The 18,113-nt window shown below is 73.7% G+C and carries 18 protein-coding genes and 1 pseudogene; 9 read left to right on the forward strand and 10 right to left on the reverse strand.

The window, feature by feature from the left end; translation table 11 throughout:
• The coding region (locus E1266_RS09175) for a DoxX family membrane protein (RefSeq protein WP_132045776.1) at positions 1-706 on the reverse strand (706 nt) is incomplete at its 3' end.
• Between the two features lie 52 nt (positions 707-758).
• On the opposite strand from E1266_RS09175, the gene E1266_RS39345 reads away from it, so the two are divergent.
• Entirely contained in the window at positions 759-1,646 is an 888-nt protein-coding gene (locus E1266_RS39345; protein ID WP_132045778.1) for an SOS response-associated peptidase, read from the forward strand.
• Positions 1,647-1,726: 80 nt separating this feature from the next.
• On the forward strand, positions 1,727-2,056 hold the full coding sequence (locus E1266_RS09185; protein ID WP_165965997.1) for a TraR/DksA C4-type zinc finger protein: 330 nt from the start codon (positions 1,727-1,729) through the stop codon (positions 2,054-2,056).
• Positions 2,057-2,070: 14 nt separating this feature from the next.
• Here E1266_RS09185 and E1266_RS09190 read toward each other — a convergent pair whose 3' ends face one another.
• Positions 2,071-2,865: a methyltransferase domain-containing protein gene (locus E1266_RS09190; RefSeq protein ID WP_132045780.1), complete on the reverse strand. Its 795-nt coding sequence runs from the start codon at positions 2,863-2,865 to the stop codon at positions 2,071-2,073.
• A 253-nt stretch (positions 2,866-3,118) separates the two neighbouring features.
• On the opposite strand from E1266_RS09190, the gene E1266_RS09195 reads away from it, so the two are divergent.
• The 5 genes from E1266_RS09195 (at position 3,119) to E1266_RS39350 (ending at position 8,388) form a co-directional block, all read left to right on the forward strand.
• A complete protein-coding gene (locus E1266_RS09195; RefSeq protein WP_243718319.1) occupies positions 3,119-3,808 on the forward strand; it encodes a sigma-70 family RNA polymerase sigma factor in 690 nt (229 codons plus the stop codon).
• 89 nt (positions 3,809-3,897) lie between these two features.
• The gene (gene rsrA, locus E1266_RS09200) at positions 3,898-4,194 is read left to right on the forward strand and encodes a mycothiol system anti-sigma-R factor (RefSeq protein ID WP_132045784.1); all 297 of its coding nucleotides are present in this window, start codon (positions 3,898-3,900) and stop codon (positions 4,192-4,194) included.
• 18 nt (positions 4,195-4,212) lie between these two features.
• The gene (locus E1266_RS09205; RefSeq protein WP_132045786.1) at positions 4,213-5,136 is read left to right on the forward strand and encodes an NAD-dependent epimerase/dehydratase family protein; all 924 of its coding nucleotides are present in this window, start codon (positions 4,213-4,215) and stop codon (positions 5,134-5,136) included.
• Positions 5,137-5,711: 575 nt separating this feature from the next.
• On the forward strand, positions 5,712-7,058 hold the full coding sequence (locus tag E1266_RS09210) for an HD-GYP domain-containing protein (protein ID WP_132045788.1): 1,347 nt from the start codon (positions 5,712-5,714) through the stop codon (positions 7,056-7,058).
• 10 nt (positions 7,059-7,068) lie between these two features.
• Entirely contained in the window at positions 7,069-8,388 is a 1,320-nt protein-coding gene (locus E1266_RS39350) for an HD domain-containing phosphohydrolase (RefSeq protein WP_132045790.1), read from the forward strand.
• Between the two features lie 14 nt (positions 8,389-8,402).
• Here the strand turns inward: E1266_RS39350 and E1266_RS09220 are convergent.
• The 6 genes and pseudogenes from E1266_RS09220 to E1266_RS09245 form a co-directional block, all read right to left on the reverse strand.
• Positions 8,403-10,124 (reverse strand): annotated as a pseudogene (locus E1266_RS09220) (cytochrome c oxidase assembly protein); the annotation flags it as partial.
• 89 nt (positions 10,125-10,213) lie between these two features.
• Positions 10,214-11,431: a cytochrome P450 gene (locus tag E1266_RS09225; protein WP_132045794.1), complete on the reverse strand. Its 1,218-nt coding sequence runs from the start codon at positions 11,429-11,431 to the stop codon at positions 10,214-10,216.
• Positions 11,428-12,024 (reverse strand): ATP/GTP-binding protein, encoded by a 597-nt coding sequence (locus tag E1266_RS09230; protein ID WP_132045796.1) that lies wholly within the window; start codon positions 12,022-12,024, stop codon positions 11,428-11,430. The genes E1266_RS09225 and E1266_RS09230 overlap by 4 nt, the downstream gene beginning before the upstream one ends.
• The gene (locus tag E1266_RS09235; RefSeq protein WP_132045798.1) at positions 12,002-12,406 is read right to left on the reverse strand and encodes a DUF742 domain-containing protein; all 405 of its coding nucleotides are present in this window, start codon (positions 12,404-12,406) and stop codon (positions 12,002-12,004) included. The genes E1266_RS09230 and E1266_RS09235 overlap by 23 nt, the downstream gene beginning before the upstream one ends.
• Positions 12,403-12,837: a roadblock/LC7 domain-containing protein gene (locus tag E1266_RS09240; protein WP_243718316.1), complete on the reverse strand. Its 435-nt coding sequence runs from the start codon at positions 12,835-12,837 to the stop codon at positions 12,403-12,405. Before E1266_RS09240 ends, E1266_RS09235 begins: the two co-directional genes overlap by 4 nt.
• Positions 12,834-14,171, reverse strand: a complete 1,338-nt coding sequence (locus tag E1266_RS09245) for an ATP-binding protein (RefSeq protein WP_132045800.1) — start codon at positions 14,169-14,171, stop codon at positions 12,834-12,836. The genes E1266_RS09240 and E1266_RS09245 overlap by 4 nt, the downstream gene beginning before the upstream one ends.
• Before the next feature lie 327 nt (positions 14,172-14,498).
• On the opposite strand from E1266_RS09245, the gene E1266_RS09250 reads away from it, so the two are divergent.
• Positions 14,499-15,314, forward strand: coding sequence for an AraC family transcriptional regulator (locus tag E1266_RS09250; RefSeq protein WP_132045802.1), 816 nt, complete (start codon positions 14,499-14,501; stop codon positions 15,312-15,314).
• Between the two features lie 64 nt (positions 15,315-15,378).
• Entirely contained in the window at positions 15,379-16,128 is a 750-nt protein-coding gene (locus tag E1266_RS37845; RefSeq protein WP_165965998.1) for a hypothetical protein, read from the forward strand.
• Here the strand turns inward: E1266_RS37845 and E1266_RS09255 are convergent.
• On the reverse strand, positions 16,115-17,314 hold the full coding sequence (locus E1266_RS09255; protein ID WP_132045804.1) for a HAMP domain-containing sensor histidine kinase: 1,200 nt from the start codon (positions 17,312-17,314) through the stop codon (positions 16,115-16,117). The genes E1266_RS37845 and E1266_RS09255 overlap by 14 nt on opposite strands.
• Positions 17,311-17,967, reverse strand: coding sequence for a response regulator transcription factor (locus E1266_RS09260; protein WP_132045806.1), 657 nt, complete (start codon positions 17,965-17,967; stop codon positions 17,311-17,313). The genes E1266_RS09255 and E1266_RS09260 overlap by 4 nt, the downstream gene beginning before the upstream one ends.
• Between the last annotated feature and the right edge of the window lie 146 nt (positions 17,968-18,113).

Below are 18,113 nucleotides of genomic sequence, written 5' to 3' on the forward strand. Positions count from 1 at the left end.
CCTTCGCGCCCCCGGCCTTGAGCCCCCGCATCGCGCCGCCCCGCTTGCGGCCCTTGAGGCCGTTCGGCTTGGCGATCTTCACCGTGACCGACTTCGCGGGCTTGGCCGCCTTGGCGCCCTTGGCCGCCTTCGCGGCCTGCTTGGCGGTCTTGCGGCCGCTCTCGGCGCGGGCGGTGCGCACCTGGCGGGCCGCCTCCCGGCGCGCGTCGCGCAGCGTGGCCGCGGCCTCCCGGCGCAGCGCCTTGGCCTCGGCGCCGCTCTTGAGCTGCGTCTCCCGCGCGGCGCGCCGCAGCTCCGCCATCCGCGGCGGGCGGCGCGGCTCGGTCGCCACCATGAGCAGCGCGCCGAACAGGCCGGCGTTCTTCAGCAGGTGGGACCGCTCGCTGGCGCGGCGTTCGGGGTCGTCCTCGGCCCAGAAGCGGTGCTCGGTCGCCAGCGCGGGCACCAGCTGCGCGGCGAGCAGCAGCGTCGTCAGCCGCCGGAACCTGCCGGTCAGCAGCAGGGCGCCGGTGCCCAGGCTGAGCGCGCCCTCCATGCGGACGAGCGTCTCGGGGTCCTTCGGCAGCCATTCGATCCGGTCGGCCACCGGCTTGACCGCGGGGCCCACCCGCTCGGCGCGCTCGCGCGGGTCCCGGACGGCCTCCAGGCCGGTCATGATGTAGGGCGCCGCCACGAACGGACGGGCCAGGGTCGTGAAGGGTCGCATGACCCGCTACATGCCCATCACGCCGCGCCTCAAGCACGGCAGGATGGGACCCATGTGCGGACGCTATGCCACGACCCGAGCGCGGCAGGAGCTGCTGGACGAGTTCCAGGTGCAGCTCGACGCCGTCGACGGGGACATCCAGCCCGACTACAACGTCGCCCCGACGAAGCAGGTTCCGGTCGTCCTGAACCGGCGCCCGAAGGACGCCCCAGAAGAGGCCGCGGCCGTCCGGCAGCTGCGGACGGTGCGCTGGGGGCTCGTCCCGTCGTGGGCCAAGGACCTGTCCATCGGCTCCCGCATGATCAACGCGCGGTTCGAGACGGTGCACGAGAAGCCGTCGTACCGCCGCGCGTTCGCGCGGCGCCGCTGCCTGCTCCCGGCCGACGGCTACTTCGAGTGGTACACCCTCCAGGACCAGGGCGGCCAGGACCAGGGCGGCCAGGACCAGGGCGGCCAGGACCAGGGCGGCCAGGACCAGGGCGGCCAGGACCAGGGCGGCCAGGACCAGGGCGGCTCGCCTGACCCGGCCGAGGGCGAGAAGAAGGCCAAGAAGAAGAAGCCGCAGAAGCAGCCCTACTTCATCCGCCCCAATGACGGCGCCGTCATGGCGATGGCGGGTCTCTACGAGCTGTGGAAGTCGCCCGAGGACGAGTGGATCTGGACGTGCACGGTGATCACCACCGACGCGCCGGACGACCTCGGCCGCATCCACGACCGGATGCCGATGATCGTCGAGCCGGACCGCTGGGACGCCTGGCTCGACCCCGCGCTGACCGAGACCGAGCAGGTCCGGGGCCTGCTGGTGCCCGCGATGGCCGGGACAATGGACGCCTACCCGGTGTCAAAGGCGGTCAACAACGTGCGAAACAACGGACCGGAGCTCATAGAACCCGCGCTTTCCGGGGATAGTCCAGGCAGCAATTCCGACGGTTTGTTCTGACCGCTGCCGGGAACGCGGCGGCGGCCGGAGTCGGAGCGCATTTGCCCGGGATCCCCCTGCCGGGAGGAGTTCGCAGCGTCGTGGATATCGCCGTAGCCCGTGCCCGCCTCGAGGCCATGCTCGAGGATTTGGATCGGTCCATCGCCATTCTGCGCGGGGAGAGCCCCGAGCGCGACAATTCCGCCGCGGACGCCGGGGCCGGCCTCACCGCCCTCGACCGCGTGGAGGCCGCCCTGCATTCGCTGGAGCGGCACCGCGACGGCGTCGTGGCCGCCCTGGAGCGCATCGGCGCCGGGACCTACGGCCGCTGCCTGGCCTGCGGCAAGCCCGTCCCCGAGGGCCGCCTGGAGGCCCGGCCGGACGCCGCCCGCTGCGTGACCTGCCAGGCCAAGCACGACCGGAGGCGCTAGGCCGCGGCCCGGCCTCACTTCCTCCTGGCGCTCGCCAGGAGGTGGATGCCCAGGGACTCGTCCGGTTCCGTGGCGTTCAGCTCGGTGCGGACCAGCCGGGGCAGCGCGCGGGGCGACTCGGCCAGCACGTGCTCGACGGTCGACGGGGACAGCACCGTGCGGGGCCGGATCCACTCCACTTCGAGCCCGGCGTCGCCGAGCAGCTCGCGGAGCTGGTGGGGCGAGAACGAGCGGGTGATGCTGCCGTCCGGCCACGGGATGAGGACGACCTCGGCGCTCGGCACGTCCGACAGGTGCGCCCAGTAGTTGCGCTCGGCGAGCAGCGCCATCCCGAGGGTCAGCGAGTCGACGCAGAGCAGGACCCGGCCGCCGGGGCGCAGCACGCGGGCGATTTCGGCGACCGTGCCCTCGGTGGCGAGGTGGCGGGACAGCACCCGGTTCTCGGCGATCACGGCGTCGACGGAGCCGCCGGCGAGGAACGTGAGGCTGCCGGTGTCGCCGATGATCGGAATGGTGCCGCACTTGGCGGGCGGCGCCCCGTCCGCCGCCGGGCGCCCGTCGCCCCTGGTCGGGTCGAGGACCTCCAGGACCGTGTGCCGGGCCTCGGCGGCCTGGGCGGCGGACCGCCCGCCGGAGATGTCCAGCACGCGGGACGGCCGCCGCGGCAGCCACCGGGTCAGCTGGGCGGCGGCGACCGCCCAGTAGAAGGTCCAGTAGCGCGCCAGCGCGTCCCCCGCCCCCTCCCCGGAGATGTCGCGCAGACTGGCGATGGTGGGCTCGGACGTTCGCGCCGACGGCACCGGGTGCACGTTTGCTCCTGTTCTCGCCGTGTATGTCACTTCTTTCCCCGTTACCGGAGGCGTCACCCTCCGTGCAGGACGCCCGCGGCGGCCCGTGTCCGCCGCGTCACCCCCGGGTGCGGGAATCGGCGGCACCCATCCGGTGTTGCACCGTCTCACAGGCCAAACGCGGAGGTGCACACCCATGACCACAGCCGTTGCCGACCAGCAGCGGAGCCCTGGACTCGCGGCCCCGCGCGGCGACGCGCAGACACCCGCCCGCGTGGGAAGGCCGCGCGGACCGCTATCGTCTGGTGGATACGGCGTCATCGGCCTAGCCGAGGCCGGCGGCGCCACAGCCGAGGGGGTGGGTCAGGTACAGGGCACCACGGAGACCGTGGAGCAGCGCCGCGACCGGTTCCAGCGCGACGTGCTCCCGTTCTTGGACCAGCTGTATTCTGCCGCGCTGCGCATGACGCGCAACCCGGCGGACGCCGAGGACCTCGTGCAGGAGACCTTCGCCAAGGCGTTCGCGTCCTTCCACCAGTTCAAGGAAGGCACCAACCTCAAGGCGTGGCTCTACCGCATCCTGACCAACACGTTCATCAACTCCTACCGCAAGAAGCAGCGCCAGCCGCAGCAGGCGGCCACCGAGGACATCGAGGACTGGCAGATCGCGCGCGCCGCGTCGCACACGTCCAGCGGCCTCAAGTCCGCCGAGACCGAGGCGCTGGAGCACCTGCCGGACAGCGACGTGAAGCGGGCGCTGCAGGAGCTCCCGGAGGAGTTCCGCATCGCCGTCTACCTCGCCGACGTCGAGGGCTTCGCCTACAAGGAGATCGCCGAGATCATGGGCACGCCCATCGGCACGGTCATGTCCCGGCTGCACCGGGGCCGCCGCCAGCTGCGGGGCATGCTGGAGGACTACGCTGAGGAGCGCGGTCTCACGCGGACGGGCGGAGGGGCCAAGTGAGCGGGAAACGCGCCTGCCGCGTACTGCGTAGCGAGATGCCGGACACCGCGCCGTGCCGCGGCGCGGTGAACGAGAAGGGTGAGTGAGCCATGAGCTGTGGCGACCACCACGAGACCCCTTGCGACGAGGTCCTTGCGCGGGTCTACACCTATCTCGATGGCGAGCTGGACCAGGGCGGATGCGGCGAGGTGCAGCAGCACCTGGACGAATGCGGCCCTTGCCTGCGCGAGTACGGCCTCGAGGAGGCCGTCAAGAAGCTGGTGAACAAGTCCTGCGGCTGCGAGCAGGCCCCCACCGACCTGCGCGCGAAGGTGCTCGGCCGCATCGAGGAGATCTGCGGGGACATCAAGGCGTCCGGTGACGCCGAGAAGACCGGCAGCGCCTGAGCGTCGTATCGTTCTCGGGTGCTCGCACTCGTCACCGGCGCGGCCGGCTTCATCGGATCACACCTGGTCGACCGGCTCGTCGCCGACGGCCACGAGGTCATCGGCGTGGACGACATGTCCTCGGGCGCCAACGTCCGCCCCGGTCTCGAACTGTGGGAGATGGACGTCGGCGACCCGGCGCTCGTCGAGCGCGCCGCGGCCCGGCGCCCCGAGGTGATCTGCCACCTCGCCGCGCAGGTGAGCGTGCGCGCCAGCGTCGCCGATCCGCTGGCCGACGCGCGCACGAACGTGGTGGGCACGGCGAACGTGCTGGAGGCGGCGCGGGCGGCGGGCGGCCGCAAGGTCGTGTTCACGTCGAGCTGCGCGGTGTACGGGGTGCCGGACGCGCTGCCCGTCCCGCCGGACGCCGAGCTGCGGCCCGCGTCCCCGTACGCGGCGTCGAAGGTGTCCGGCGAGGTGTACGCGGCCACCTACAAGGCGCTGTACGGCATCGACTGCACGACGCTGACGCTGGCGAACGTCTACGGGCCGCGGCAGACCCCCGAGGGCGAGGCCGGCGTCGTCTCGATCTTCACGGACGCGCTGCTGGCGGGCCGCCCCACGCGGGTCTACGGCGACGGCACCCAGACCCGCGACTACGTCTACGTGCTGGACGTGGTGGACGCGTTCGCCCGCGCGGCGGGCGAGGCGGGCGGCGGGCGGCGCCTCAACGTGGGCACCGGCGTGCAGACGACCGACCGGGAGCTGCACACGCTGGTCGCCGAGGCGGCGGGCGCGCCGGACGACCCGGAGTTCGCGCCGCCGCGGCTGGGCGACCTCCCCGCGATGTCCGTCGATCCGCGGGCGACCCGGGAGGCCCTCGGCTGGGCGCCGGAGACGGGCCTCCGCGAGGGGCTGGCGGAGACCGTGGCGTGGGCGCGGGAACGGATGGCCCCGGCCTGACGGAAAGCCGATGGTTGGTCGTTTCTGGGCATTTCCTGGGGATAATTGGGAACGCCCGGTAATGCACGTGCATTGTGACGTGCATCGACGCTGTGCAATTACGGTCGGTGTATTCTCCCGGGGCAATTGATCACTTAAGGTGACGGCCGCTTCACAGTTGGCTCTCGTTTCTCCGCATGCCTGTGTGACCTGGGCAGTTCGCGTTAGGCTTGGGCCGGAATCAGCGACGGGAGCACGTGCCCGCCCGTGAATTCGGGAGTATGTGCTCGCCCGGGCGAGAACCGGGGCCGACGAGGTCCCGGTGGCCGGCCGCGAGGCCGGCCGGCCCGGTTCGCGGGGGGAGGCAAGGAGCCATGCTCGAGCGTGTGAAGCCGGCGGTGAACGGCCGGTGCGAGAGCCCCTCGGCGGTGTCGCTGCTGATGCCCGAGGGCGTGTCCTGGGTGTAGTGCCGGCAGGCACGCGCACGCCCGGCGGCGGCCCGCCAGTCGAACCGAACACTCCTCCGTCCCGGCGGGCCCGCGCGGGCCCGCACCGCCGCGGACGGGGCCGGGTGTTCACACCCCGAGGGGGCGGCAATGCGTGGACTCCCACTCCCTGCCTGGGCGTACGTATGCGGCGTGGTCGCCCTGGCGGTCGGCCTCATCGCGACGTCGTCCTTCGCGGAGATCGACTGGGGGACGCTCGCCGTGCTGGCACTGCTGTTCCTCGTCTGCGACTCGGCGCCCGCCCGGCTGAACCTCGCCCGGGCCAGGGTGTCGCTGAGCTTCGCCGCGAGCCTGGCGTCGGTGGTCCTGCTCGGACCGGTCGGCGCGGCGCTGGTCGGCTTCTGCGCCGTGATCACCGGCCAGCGGATCTTCGCGCCGGTCAAGCGGGTCTTCAACGGCGCGCAGTTCGCGCTCAGCGGCTTCACCGCCGGGACGGTCTTCCAGCTCCTCGGCGGTGACCGCTTCCACCCCGAGCAGATCCGCTGGGTCGAGAACGTCATCGGGCCGTTCCTCGGCGCGCTGGTCACCTTCGTCCTGGTCAACCTGACGCTGACGGCCGGGGTGCTGCTGCTCAGCCGGCAGGCGGCCCCGCGCGAGCTGCTGCACGAGAGCGGCCAGCTCGCCGTCGGCTGCCTCGGCTACGGCATGGTCGGCCTGCTGATCGCCGGGCTGTGGCCGCGGATAGGGCCGTTCGCCGCCGTGCTGGTGCTGCTGCCGCTGCTCATCGCCCGCTGGGCGATGGACCAGGCGTACGTCCAGCAGCAGGCGCACGCCGCCACGCTCGCCGCGCTCTGCCAGGCGGTCGAGACCAAGGACTTCTATACCCGCGGGCACTCCGAGCGGGTGTCCCGCGGCTCGGTGATGATCGCGCAGGAGATCGGGATGCGGCCCGACCGGGTCGAGGCGATCCGGTACGCCGGGATGCTGCACGACGTCGGCAAGCTCGGCGTCCCCACCAAGGTCCTGCAGAAGAACGGCCCGATGACCGAGGAGGAGTTCGCCGCGATCCAGCTGCACCCGATGCGCGGGCTGGAGATCGTCCGCGAGATCGGGTTCCTGGACGAGGCGCTCGCGGGCATCATGCACCACCACGAGAAGATGAACGGCCGCGGCTACCCCATGGGCCTGGCCGGCGACGAGATCCCGGAGTTCGCCCGGGTCATCGCGGTCGCCGACGCGTTCGACTCGATGACCTCCACCCGCTCCTACCGGGCGGCCCGCAGCGTCGACGAGGCGGTCGCGGAGCTGCGCCGCTGCATGGGCGACCACTTCGACCCGGTGATCGTGGAGGCGTTCCTGCGGGCGCTCGAGCGCACCCCGTGGGAGCCGCCCGGCCCGGTCGTGCTGCCCGACGACGACGTGGTGGAGACCACCCAGCAGGACCACGACGACCCGAGCACGCCGCTGCGGGTCGCCGGCGACGAGGTGCGGCGGTGACGGGACGCCCATGAGCAGCCAGAGTGCCCGGGAGAGGGCCGCGTGGCAGAGCATCGACGCCGGCCAGCTGCTGCTGATCGCGACCGCCGGGCTGTTCGTCGTCGTCGCGGTCACGCAGGTCGCGGCGGTCGGCCTGCGGCAGCCCGACGTCGCGATCATCTTCGGCGTGCTGATCGCGCTGGGCGAGCTGTTCCGGATGGTGATGCCGGGCAACCGGGAGGTCGCGCCGGTCGCCGGCGCGGGCGCGATCGGCTACGCCCTGCTGGTCGGCGTCGGCCCCGAGGGCGCCCCGCCGGACGCGCCGCTCGGCGTCGTCGCCGCCGAGCACTCGGCGCTCCAGGTCGTCGCGGTCACCGCGGCCGGGATGCTGGTCGGGTCGCTGCCGCACTTCGCGGTGGGCCGCTCCCCGCGTCCGGACGCGATGGCGCGGCGGCTGTTCACCGTCGCGGTCATCGCGCTGTGCTTCCGGCCGATGCTGGGGCTCGACGTCGTGTGGCAGCTGCTGCTGGCGGTGATGGGCGTCGTCGTGATCGCGTCCTGCTTCACCGATGTGCTGATCGCCGCGATGATCCGGGCGGAGGCCGTCCGGGCGCGGTTCGGGATCGCGCTGCGGGACGAGATCGAGGCCAAGATGGCGCTGTGCGCGGCCACCAGCGCCACCGCGATGCTGATCGCGGTCGCCACGACCGCGATGGGCGAGGCCGCGCTGCTGATCTTCACGGTGCCGATCCTGGTGACGCAGTTCGCGTTCCGCCGGTACGCCGGGACCCGCGCCACATACCTGCAGACCGTCCGGGCGCTGTCGCGCGTCACCGAGGTCGGCGGCTACGTGGAGCCCGGCCATTCGCGCCGGGTGTCGCGGCTCGCGATCGCGATGGGGCGCGAGCTCGGCATGTCCGAGGAGGAGCTCCTCGAACTGGAGTACGCGGCGCTGATGCACGACATCGGCCAGCTGTCGCTCGGCGACCCGATCCCGGGCGGCGCGACCGTGCTGGCGTCCCCGGCCGAGCAGCGCCGCATCGCCGAGCTCGGCGCCGAGGTGATCAAGCAGACCGGCGTCCTGGACCGGGTGGCGCACATCGTGCAGCTGTCCTCGCACCCCTACCGGGCGGGGGGCGACCCGGGCGGCGCGGCCCCGCCGGTCTCGCCGCCGCTCGCGGGCCGCATCATCAAGGTCGCCAACGCCTACGACGACCTGGTGGGCGAGTCCTCCGACCGGGACAGGGGCGCGGCCGTGCTGGAGCGGCTGAGGCACGACTCCGCCGCCGAGTACGACCCGACCGTCGTGGAGGCGCTCAGCCGGGTCGTGGACCGCCGCCCCCGCCCGTGACGCGCCTGCGCCGCCGCGACGGCGGCGGTGAGGGCGGCGGTGACCGTCCACAGCAGCAGCGCGCCCAGCCGCTGGTCGTCCAGCGGTGACGCGCCCCACCCGCGGCCCAGCTCCTCGAACCAGCTGCCGCGGACGGTGCCGTCCCGCATCAGGGCGACCCCGGCGAGGACGTGCAGCGGCAGGACGGCGAACGGGAGCGGCGTCCCGGCCGTCCCGCGGAAGTACGCCAGCCCGATGACCAGGAAGGCGAGCATCGCGAGCGTGTGCAGCGCGTGGTTGCTGAGCGAAGGCGGGAACAGCGGCGACACGGAGAAGCCGTAGAGGCTGAGCGGGAACAGCACGGTCGCGACGATCGGATGGCAGAGCAGCCGTATCCCGCGGCAGCCGCCCGCGGCGGCGACGAGCCGCGCGTTCTCGTCCCGCAGGGCCCGCACCGCCAGCCGCAGTGGGGCGCCGTAGAGGAGCAGCAGCGGCGCGACCACCCCGATGAGGATGTGCTGGACGGCGTGCGCGCTGAACAGGACCATGCTGTACCGGGAGATCCCGCTGCCGGTGGCGAGGAACGCGGCGAGGAGCCCCGCGTACCAGGCGGCGGCGCGGTACCACGGCCAGTCCCGCACGCGACGCAGCCCGAACCCGTACAGGACGGCCCCGGTGACGATCAGCGCGGAAAACAGCGGGTCGAGCCACCAGTCCAGGAGGTAGGGGCCGGGCCCCGCCGGGCCCGGCATCGGGTAGCCGAGGCGCAGCGCGGTGAGGTCGAGCGTGTCGGGGGCGTTCTCCGGCGGGGGAGTGCGGGACAGCCCGGTGGCGAGCGCCATCGTCGCCGCCATGGCGAGGACCTCGGCCGTCCCGAGCCGCAGGAAGGGCCGCGCGCCCGTGCCGTCCCGCAGGGCGGGGATGGTGGCGCGGCGGTGCCACCAGCCCAGCACGCCGAGGACGCCGAGCGCCGCGATCTTGGCGACGACCACCCACCCGTACCGCGAGCCGAGGTTGACGCCGCCGAGGCGCACCCAGGCGTTGACGGCGCCGCTGGCGCCGACGACGGCGAACGACACCAGCGCCAGCGTGCTGTAGCGCCCGACGATCGCGGGCAGCTCGCCGCGGAGCGCGGGCCCGATGGTGATCAGGGCGACGAGCCCGCCGATCCAGAGCGCGGCGCCGAGCACGTGCGCGGCCAGGCTGTAGACGGCGAGCGCGTGGTACGAGGCGTTCGCCGCGTGCCCGGTGAACAGCGGCGGGAGCAGCGCGGCGAGCGCGCCCGCCAGCAGGTAACCCGCGCCGCCCTCGACGCGGGGGACGCTAGCCGCGACCGACAGCGCGACCGCGGCGGCCAGGACGAGCAGCAGCGCCCGCCCCTGGGGCAGCTCGATGAGCAGCGTCCGCATCATGTTCCCGGTGAGGCCGCCGATGCCGGTGCCGAACAGGTCCAGTGCGGTGAAGACGATCAGCGCCAGCGTGCACAGCGCCCAGACGAGCGCCGTCAGCGACACGGCCCGCAGGCAGCGGCGGCCGACGGGCGACGGCGGCCGGGCGAACACGGCCGCGACGAGCAGCCACCCGACCGTGAGGACCGCGGCGGCGTTTCCGCCGAGCTTGGCGACCGTCAGCCCGGTCTTCGTCAGCGCCCCGGTCTGCGACAGTCCGGGCGCGGCGGTCTCGCTGAGCGCCCCGCCCAGCCGCATGACCAGCGCCAGGACGACCAGCGAGAGCGCGACGGCACCGATGGCGAGCATCGGCCGGTCGGTCGGGGCGGCCTCAGCCTCCTGTGCAGCCACACCACCCCGTACGCACGCACCAGCCCAAACGGTTCAACCACGTCGCGTTAAGGGACTGCGAAGAGCACCGGCAGAGATGTCAGGGCGCGGTGGAAGGGGCCGGGGCGCCATTCCAGGTCGGCGGCCGGGACGGCCAGGTCCAGTTCGGGGAGGCGGTCCAGGAGGGTTTCCATGGCCACCGACGCGATGAGCCGGGCGTGGCTCTTGGCGGGGCAGGTGTGGGGGCCGCCGGAGAACGACAGGTGCGCGCGGTTGCCCTTCCGGTCGCCGACCCGCCGGGACGGGTCGGTGTTCGCGGCCGCGTAGCTGATGAGGACGGGCTGGTGGGCGGGCAGCCGGTACCCGCGGAAGTCGATGTCCTGGCGGGGGAACGTCGTCCCGTAGCTGGCCATCGGCGGGTCGGTCCACAGGATCTCGTCGAGGGCGTCCTCGACGGGGAGGCTGCCGCCGGCGAGGTCGCCGCCGAACCGGTCGTCCGACAGCAGGAGCAGGATGCCGTTGGCGATGAGGTTCTGCTCCGGCTCGGTTCCGGCGCCGACCAGCAGCGTGAGCTGGTGCGCCATCTCGAAGTCGTCCAGCGCGGCGGGGTGGCGCATCATCCAGGACGTGACGTCCGCGCCGGGCTGCTCGCGCTTGTGCGCGACGAGTTCGAGGGTGGCCTCCGCGAGCAGCGCGTTGCCCTCCTCGGCGCCGACGGTGTCGAAGATGGCGCTCATGCCGCGGACGAGCTTGTCGCCGATGGCGTGGGGGCAGCCGAACATCTCGTTGAACACCAGCAGCGGGAGCGTGCGGGCGTACTGGCCGATGAGGTCGGCCTTGCCGTCGGCGGCGAACCGGTCGATGAGGGTGTTCGCGGCGTCCGCGACGTGCTCGCGCAGGGCGGCGGGGTCGACGCGCTCCAGGCTGTCGACGATCACCGACCGGAGCCGGGCGTGGACGGCGCCGTTGGTGAACAGCGCGTTGGGCCGGGTCATCATCATCGGCAGCACCGGGCACTCGGGGCCGACCTCCTCCTCCCACACCTCGCTGCAGCGGGGGAACCGGTCGGGGTCGCGCATGATCTCCAGCGCCGCGTCGTAGCCGAGGACGAGCGTCGCCGGGACGCCCGGCGCGATCTCGACGGGCGCGAGGTCGCCGTGCGCGCGCATCCGCGCGTAGAGGGCCTGCGGGGCCCGCGCGAACTCCGGCCCGTACATCGGGAAGCGCTCCGGTTCGGCGGGCGCCCCGGTCGCGGGCCCGTCGCCGTAAGGGGGCTGGTCGGTCACGGCGTCTCCGGGTCGAGGGTGAGGAGGTGGTCGACGAGCGAGATCAGCGCCTGGGTGGACGACCGCCGGTCGCGGGCGTCGCAGGACACCAGCGGCGTGCCGGGCGCGAGGTCGAGCGCCTCGCGGACCTCGGCGTCCGGGAAGCGCGGCGACGCGTCGAAGTGGTTGACCGCCACCGCGTACGGCAGGCCCTGCCGCTCCACCAGGTCCATGATCTCGAACGACTGCTTGAGGCGCGCGGTGTCGACGAGGACCAGCGCGCCGAGGGCGCCGCGCGCCAGGTCGTCCCAGAGCCGGGTGAAGCGCTGCTGCCCGGGGGCGCCGAACAGGTAGAGGACGAGGGAGTCGCTCAGCGTGAGGCGGCCGAAGTCCATGGCGACCGTGGTGGTCGTCTTGTCCTCGATGCCGGCGAGGTCGTCGACCAGCGCGCCCGCCTGCGTCATCCGCTCCTCGGTGCGCAGCGGGCGGATCTCCGAGAGCGTCCCGACGAAGGTGGTCTTGCCGACCGCGAAGTGCCCGACGACGAGGATCTTGAGGGCGGTCCGCACGGTCTCGCGCAGGTAGGGCGGGTCAGAGGCGAGCGCGGAGTCCATCGAGCACCTCCTGTAGGAGCCGGACCCTGGACTGCCGGCCGTCCGCCGAGCCGGCCCTGGTGGTGAGGTGCCCGTCGTCGACGAGGTCGGACAGCAGGACCTTGGTGACCCCGACGGGCAGGCCGAGGTGCCCGGCGATCTCGACGACCGACAGCGCGCCGCCGCGGCACAGCTCGATGATGCGGAGCTTCTCCGGGGAGAGCCCGGCGGTCGAAAGCGGTTGCCGGGGGGCCTGGGGGGTCGTCCCCCCAGACCGGCGGGGCAGGTCGCCGTTGAAGATGACGAGCGTGACGAGGTCGAAGACGTTGCGGGTCGGGTGGGCGCGGCCGCCGGTGACGACGTGCGGCCGGACCAGCGCCCGCTCGTTCCTGCGGCGGGTCATGCGGGACGGCCCGCGCCCGGTCGCGGCGGGCTGGTCATCTCCTTGCCCAGCCGCTGCACGAGTTCCTGCAGCCGGAACGACACGGTCTCCATGTCCACGTGCTGCGTCGCCGACACCGCCAGGTACGCGCCGGGGCCGGCGGCGACGAGGAACACGTACCCGTCGTCGAACTCGTTGACCGTCTGCCGCCAGGTGGTGTCCGGGTCGCCGCAGAACTCGGCGGTGCTGCGGGCGAGCGACTGCAGGCCCGACATGCCCGCGGCCTGCCGCTCGGCGTCGTCCCGGCTGATCCGCTCGGAGTGGGCCATGAGCAGCCCGTCGGCCGACAGCAGGATCGCGTAGCGCGTCTCCGGCATGCGCAGCGCGTCGTCCAGCATCCAGCCGAGCCGGTTCGTCCCGTCGTCCATCGCGCCGTTCCACCCCTCGTTCATGGCCGCAGGTCCTTGCTCTCGGCGGCGGTCCCCTCGGCCGCCGCGTCCCCGGACGGGGCGGCGGCGCGGCCGGACCGCGTCCCGCGCTGCCAGGCGCCGAGGCCCGCCGCGGTCTCCCGGGCCGGTCTGGCCGCGGGCCACTCCCCGGTGTCCGCCGTGCCGGGTCCCTCGTTCGTGCCGGGCCGCTCGTCCGTTTCGCCGGGCCGTTCGGCGACCGCGAGGCGGCTCCGCTTGGGCAGGCCGCCCGCCGTGGACGGGCCGTCCTCCGGCCCCGTGCCGCTGTCCGCCGCGGGGCGGGGCGCGGGCGCGGCCTCCGGCGGGCGCTCGTCCGGGATCTCGGTGACCAGCGCGCTCGGGACGAACACCACGGCCCGCACACCGCCGTAGGGCGAGCGCGAATCGACCGACACGCGGAACCCGTAGCGGGCGGCGAGCACCCCCGCCACCGCGAACCCGACCTGCGGGGGGTCGCCGAGCCGGTGGATGTCCACCGTCGCCTCGCCGGACAGCAGGTCGGACGCGCGCTGGAGCTCGTCGGCGTCCATCGCGACCCCGGCGTCGTCGATCGTGATGGCGACGCCGTTGTGCGTGGAGCGGAAGTTGACCTCGACGGAGGTGTCGGGCCGCGAGTGCCGCGCGGCGTTGTCGAGCAGCTCGGCCAGCGTCAGCACGACCGGCTCGACGGCCCGGCTCGTCACCGCGCTGTTCACCGTCCCCTCCAGGTTGACCCGGAGGTAGTCGCGGATGCGGGACGTCGCGCCGCGCACCACGTCGGTCATGGAGGACGCCGAGCGCTGCTGCCCCGGCCACGACCCGCACAGCACGGCGGTGGCCTGGGCGCGCCGTCCGAGCTGGGCGTTCATGTGGTCGATGCGGAGCAGGCCCTCCAGCACGTCCGGGTCGTCGTGGCGCTCCTGCATGGTCGAGATGGCGAGCTGCTGCTCGTTCGCGAGGCTCTGCACGGCGCGCATCATCGCCCGCAGCGTCGACTTCGCGGACCGGTCCGCGCGCTCCTTCACGCGCGCCGCGGACCCGGCGAACAGGTCCGTCACGGTCTGCAGCGACCGCGCGAACTCGGGCGCCTCCCGGTCCAGGTCGTGCAGCGGGCCCGCGACCCGCAGGCCCGGGTTGCTCAGCGACTCCATGAGCTCGGGCAGCCGGACGTCGGCCAGGTGCCGCAGCTCCTTCTCCCGCAGCTCCAGGCCGCGCTCCAGCGCGGCGGTCCGCTCGCGCAGCGCGGCGGTCGCCCGCCGCTGGCGCAGCAGCAGGACCGCGGCGGCGATGCCGGCGCCCGCCACGAGGACGAACGCGGTCGCCAGGAGGAATTGCTCCATCAGATCCTCGGTGCACACGATTCGGGCGAGGCGGGCCGGAGCGGACCGCCTCTTGGCCGGGTGGGGTGGGTGCCGGACGGCGCGGAAATACGCCGCGGTCCGGGCACCGTAGGACGATCGCGCACGGCCGCGCTTGTGCTCACGCGCAGAGATCTTGCCGCCGGGCGCATCGCACGATCACGCGCCGTCTGAATCGCGTCACTTTCCGCTGGATTCGCCTGAATCGGCGGCGGGGTGCGTACTACGCTGCCAGGCGGCGGTCAGGGCGGTGATCAGCGGGTGCCGGGCGGTCACCGGCGCGCGGAGCGAGCGGCGGAAGGGCCTGCGGTGGACGACTTCCTCGGCGGGCCGGTCCGGCGGAGCAGCTCGGCGTACCGGCTCGTCCTGTACCGGTCGGACGGGGCCGACCACGTCCGCCCCGTCGGGATCCACGACGCCTACCGCTTCCTCCTCCCGCTGGACGGCGAACTGCTCGTGCTCCGCGACGGCGGCCGGGCGCGGCTCCGCCCGGGGACGGGCGGCCTGCTGTCGCCGGCGGCGCGGGTGCGGGTCGTCCAGCACCGTCCCGCCCGCGCGCTCGTCCTGACGATCCCGGCGCACGAGGTGGACGGACGCCTGCACCCCGAGTCGCCGCTCGCCGCCGACCTCGACCTGTCCGCGGGCCTCGGCCGCGTCGTCGCCGACATGGTCCGCGCCGTCGGCGACGAGCCGCTCCCCGAGCCGCAGTTCGACGCCGCCTGCGACCGGATCACCGAGCTGCTGTGCCTCGTCGTCGCGGGCGGGCAGCGGCCGCCCGCGCCCGGCCACCTCGCCCAGGTGGAGGCGGTCGTGCGCCGCTACGTCCGCGAGCACGCCACCGACCCCGGCCTCACCGGCGCCGCCATGGCGCAGGACCTCGGCTGGTCGCTGCGCCAGATCCAGCTCGCCCTGCAGCGCGCCGGGACGACCCCCCGGGACCTCATCCGCGAGGAGCGGCTCCGCGTCGTCCGGGACCGGCTGCGCAACCCCCTCGACCGCGACGTCACCATCACCGACCTCGCCCACGCGACCGGCTTCTCCTCCGCGAGCGCCCTCAGCCACGCGTTCCGCCGCCGCTACGGCGTCACCCCCCGCGACCTCCGCAGGCACACCGCATCCCGCTGAACGGCGGCGCCCGAGTGTGTCGCATGACATGGACGCCGTCCCCGTCCCGGCCTTCACTCGTACCGTGGACGCATCCCTCGATCCGGCGCCGCCCCGCGCCCTCACGGCCTGGTCGGGCCTGAACTGCTCCGTCCTGTTCTGCGACGTCGCCGGCTTCGGCGACCCGTCCCGCGACGACGAGGACCGCCGGGTCGTCCGCGAGGCCACCTACCGCATCCTCCTGACCGCGCTCGAAGCCTCGGGCGTCGGCCTCGCCCAGACCTACCGCGAGGACCGCGGGGACGGCGCCCTGGTGATCGTCTCGCCCGCCGTCCCGACCTCGGCGCTCGTCGACCCGCTCGCCGGCCACCTGGCCGTCGCGCTGCGCCGGCACAACCACCGCGCGAGCGAGGCCGTCCGGATCCAGCTCCGCGCGGCCCTGCACGTCGGCCCCATCACCCCCGACGGCGAGGGGCTCAACGGCCAGGCGATCATCCAGGCCGCCCGCCTCCTGGAGGCCCCGGCCCTGAAGGCCGCCCTCGCCGAAAGGGGCGCCGACCTCGGCTTCATCGTCTCCCCGTTCGTCTACGACGCCTTCGTGGCCCACCTGCAGGGCGCCGTGGACCGCGCCTCCTTCGAACGCGTGACCGTCGAGGTCAAGGAGACGGCCACCGAGGGATGGATGTACCTGGCCGGCACCGGCCTCCCGGCTCGCCGGGCCGCCGCGCCGCGCCCGCCCGACCCCGGCGGCCCCCGGGGCTCCACCGTCTTCAGCGCCGACGTCGAGGTCCACGGCGACCTGGTCCTCGGCAACAAGATCATCAACGAGCGCTGACGGCGTCCCGCACCGGCGCCGGGGAGCGGGGCAGCGCGATGGTGACGGACAGGCCGCCGGCCGGGCGGGGGACCGCCGTGATCGTGCCGCCGTGGGCCTGGACGATCGACTGGACGATGGAGAGGCCGAGGCCGACGCCCTTCGCGGTCACCACGCGGTCGGCGTCGAGGCGGCGGAAGGGCTCGAAGAGGGCGGGGATCTCGTAGGGCGGGACGACCGGGCCGGAGTTCGCGACGTCGAGGACCACGTCGTCGTTCCGGGCCCGGCAGGAGATCTTCACCCAGCCGTCCTCCGTGTTGTGGCGCAGGCCGTTCTCCAGGAGGTTCTGTATGACCCGTTCCAGGAGGAGGGCGTCGCCGGTCGTGACGGCCTCGGCCGTTTCGGTCTCGACGGTGATGCCGGCGTCCTTCGCCTCCGGGGCGGTCTGGGACGTCACGTGGTCGACGATGTCGGCCAGGTCGACCGGGGCGCGGGCGGTGATCTCGTGCTCGGAGCGGGCGAGTAGGAGCAGCCCGGTGATGAGGCGCTCGTGGCGGGCGTTGATCTGCAGCAGGGTCTCGCCGAGGCGCCGGACGTCCGGCGACGCCGACTCGCGGTGCATCGCCATCTCGACCATGGCGCGGCCCAGGGTGAGCGGGGTGCGCAGCTCGTGGGAGGCGTTGGCGACGAAGCGGCGCTGGCCGTCGAAGGAGCGGTCGAGGCGTTCGAGCATCGTGTCGAAGGTGTCGGCGAGCTCCTTGACCTCGTCGCGGGGGCCGCGCAGCGCGATCCGCTCGTGCAGGCCGCGGTCGGCGGCGGGGGAGCCGGCGATGCGGCGGGCGGTGTCGGTGACGCGGTGCAGCGGGGCGAGGATCCGGCCGGCGATGAGCCAGCCGAAGCCCACGGCGGCCGCCCCGACGGCCAGCAGCGCGATCGAGCCCTGGGTGAGCAGGGAGGAGATGGCCGCGTCGTGCAGTTCACCGCGCTCCTTCTCGAACAGGCGCCTGGTCTCGTCGACGATCCGGGCGCTGTCCCGGGGTGCCTGCGCGGCCGGGCCCGGGCCGGTGTGGGTGGCGAGGAACTTGGTGTTGCCGCGGGAGAGCTGCTGCTCGAACAGGACGTAGGTGACGCCGAGGAGCAGCACGCCCGCGACGAGGAACAGCAGGCCGTAGGTGAGGGTGAGCCGGGCGCGGAGCGACAGCCTCATGGGATCCGGTACCCCGCTCCCTTGACGGTCTCGACGACGGGCGGGTCGGCGAGCTTGCGGCGCAGTTTCAGGACGGTGAGGCGGACGGCCCCGGTGAACGGGTCGGCGTGCTCGTCCCAGACCTTCTCCAGCAGCTGCTCGGCCGAGACGACGGCGCCGTCGGCGCGGAGCAGCTCGGTGAGGACGGCGAACTCCTTCCTGGCGAGGGGGACGTAGCGCCCGTCCCGGAACACCTCGCGGCGCGCCGGGTCGAGGGTGATGCCGGCGCGGTGCAGCGTCGGCGGCGCGGCCGGGCGGCAGCGGCGGCCGAGGGCGTGCACGCGGGCGGCCAGCTCGGCGAACGCGAACGGCTTGGTGAGGTAGTCGTCGGCGCCGAGCCCGAGGCCGGCGACGCGGTCGGTGATCTCGGCGGCGGCGGTCAGCATCAGGACGCGCGCCGCGGTCCCGCCCCGCACGACCTCCCGGCAGACGTCGTCGCCGTGCACGAGGGGAAGATCGCGGTCCAGGACGACCACGTCGTAGTCGTGCACGCCGACGCGTTCCAGCGCGGCGGCCCCGTCGTAGGCGAGATCGACCGCGTGCGCGTCGCCGCGCAGCCATTCGGCGATCGCGTCGGCGAGCAGCCGTTCGTCCTCCGCCACCAGCACCCGCATGAGGCTCCCTCCGCCTTCTCCCGCCGCGAGTGTGCCGGAGGCGCTGTTTCGTTTCCGTTAGTGATCGGCGCCTGGTGATCGGCACCCGGACGCGGAAACGCGGGGGAAACGCCGGACCGGGTTGCATCGCTGCCCACCGGCCGGAA

Origin of the sequence: Actinomadura sp. 7K534, from assembly GCF_004348575.1 — a bacterium.
Taxonomy (GTDB): Bacteria; Actinomycetota; Actinomycetes; order Streptosporangiales; family Streptosporangiaceae; genus Spirillospora; species Spirillospora livida.

Excerpts from the sequence above, each read along its gene's own strand:
- E1266_RS39345 (WP_132045778.1), top strand. The coding sequence starts at position 759 with ATGTGCGGACGCTATGCCACGACCCGAGCGCGGCAGGAGCTGCTGGAC.
- rsrA (WP_132045784.1), top strand. The coding sequence starts at position 3,898 with ATGAGCTGTGGCGACCACCACGAGACCCCTTGCGACGAGGTCCTTGCG.
- E1266_RS09210 (WP_132045788.1), top strand. The coding sequence starts at position 5,712 with ATGCGTGGACTCCCACTCCCTGCCTGGGCGTACGTATGCGGCGTGGTC.
- E1266_RS39350 (WP_132045790.1), top strand. The coding sequence starts at position 7,069 with ATGAGCAGCCAGAGTGCCCGGGAGAGGGCCGCGTGGCAGAGCATCGAC.
- E1266_RS09230 (WP_132045796.1), bottom strand. The coding sequence starts at position 12,024 with ATGGACTCCGCGCTCGCCTCTGACCCGCCCTACCTGCGCGAGACCGTG.
- E1266_RS09235 (WP_132045798.1), bottom strand. The coding sequence starts at position 12,406 with ATGACCCGCCGCAGGAACGAGCGGGCGCTGGTCCGGCCGCACGTCGTC.
- E1266_RS09240 (WP_243718316.1), bottom strand. The coding sequence starts at position 12,837 with ATGAACGAGGGGTGGAACGGCGCGATGGACGACGGGACGAACCGGCTC.
- E1266_RS09245 (WP_132045800.1), bottom strand. The coding sequence starts at position 14,171 with ATGGAGCAATTCCTCCTGGCGACCGCGTTCGTCCTCGTGGCGGGCGCC.
- E1266_RS09255 (WP_132045804.1), bottom strand. The coding sequence starts at position 17,314 with ATGAGGCTGTCGCTCCGCGCCCGGCTCACCCTCACCTACGGCCTGCTG.
- E1266_RS09260 (WP_132045806.1), bottom strand. The coding sequence starts at position 17,967 with ATGCGGGTGCTGGTGGCGGAGGACGAACGGCTGCTCGCCGACGCGATC.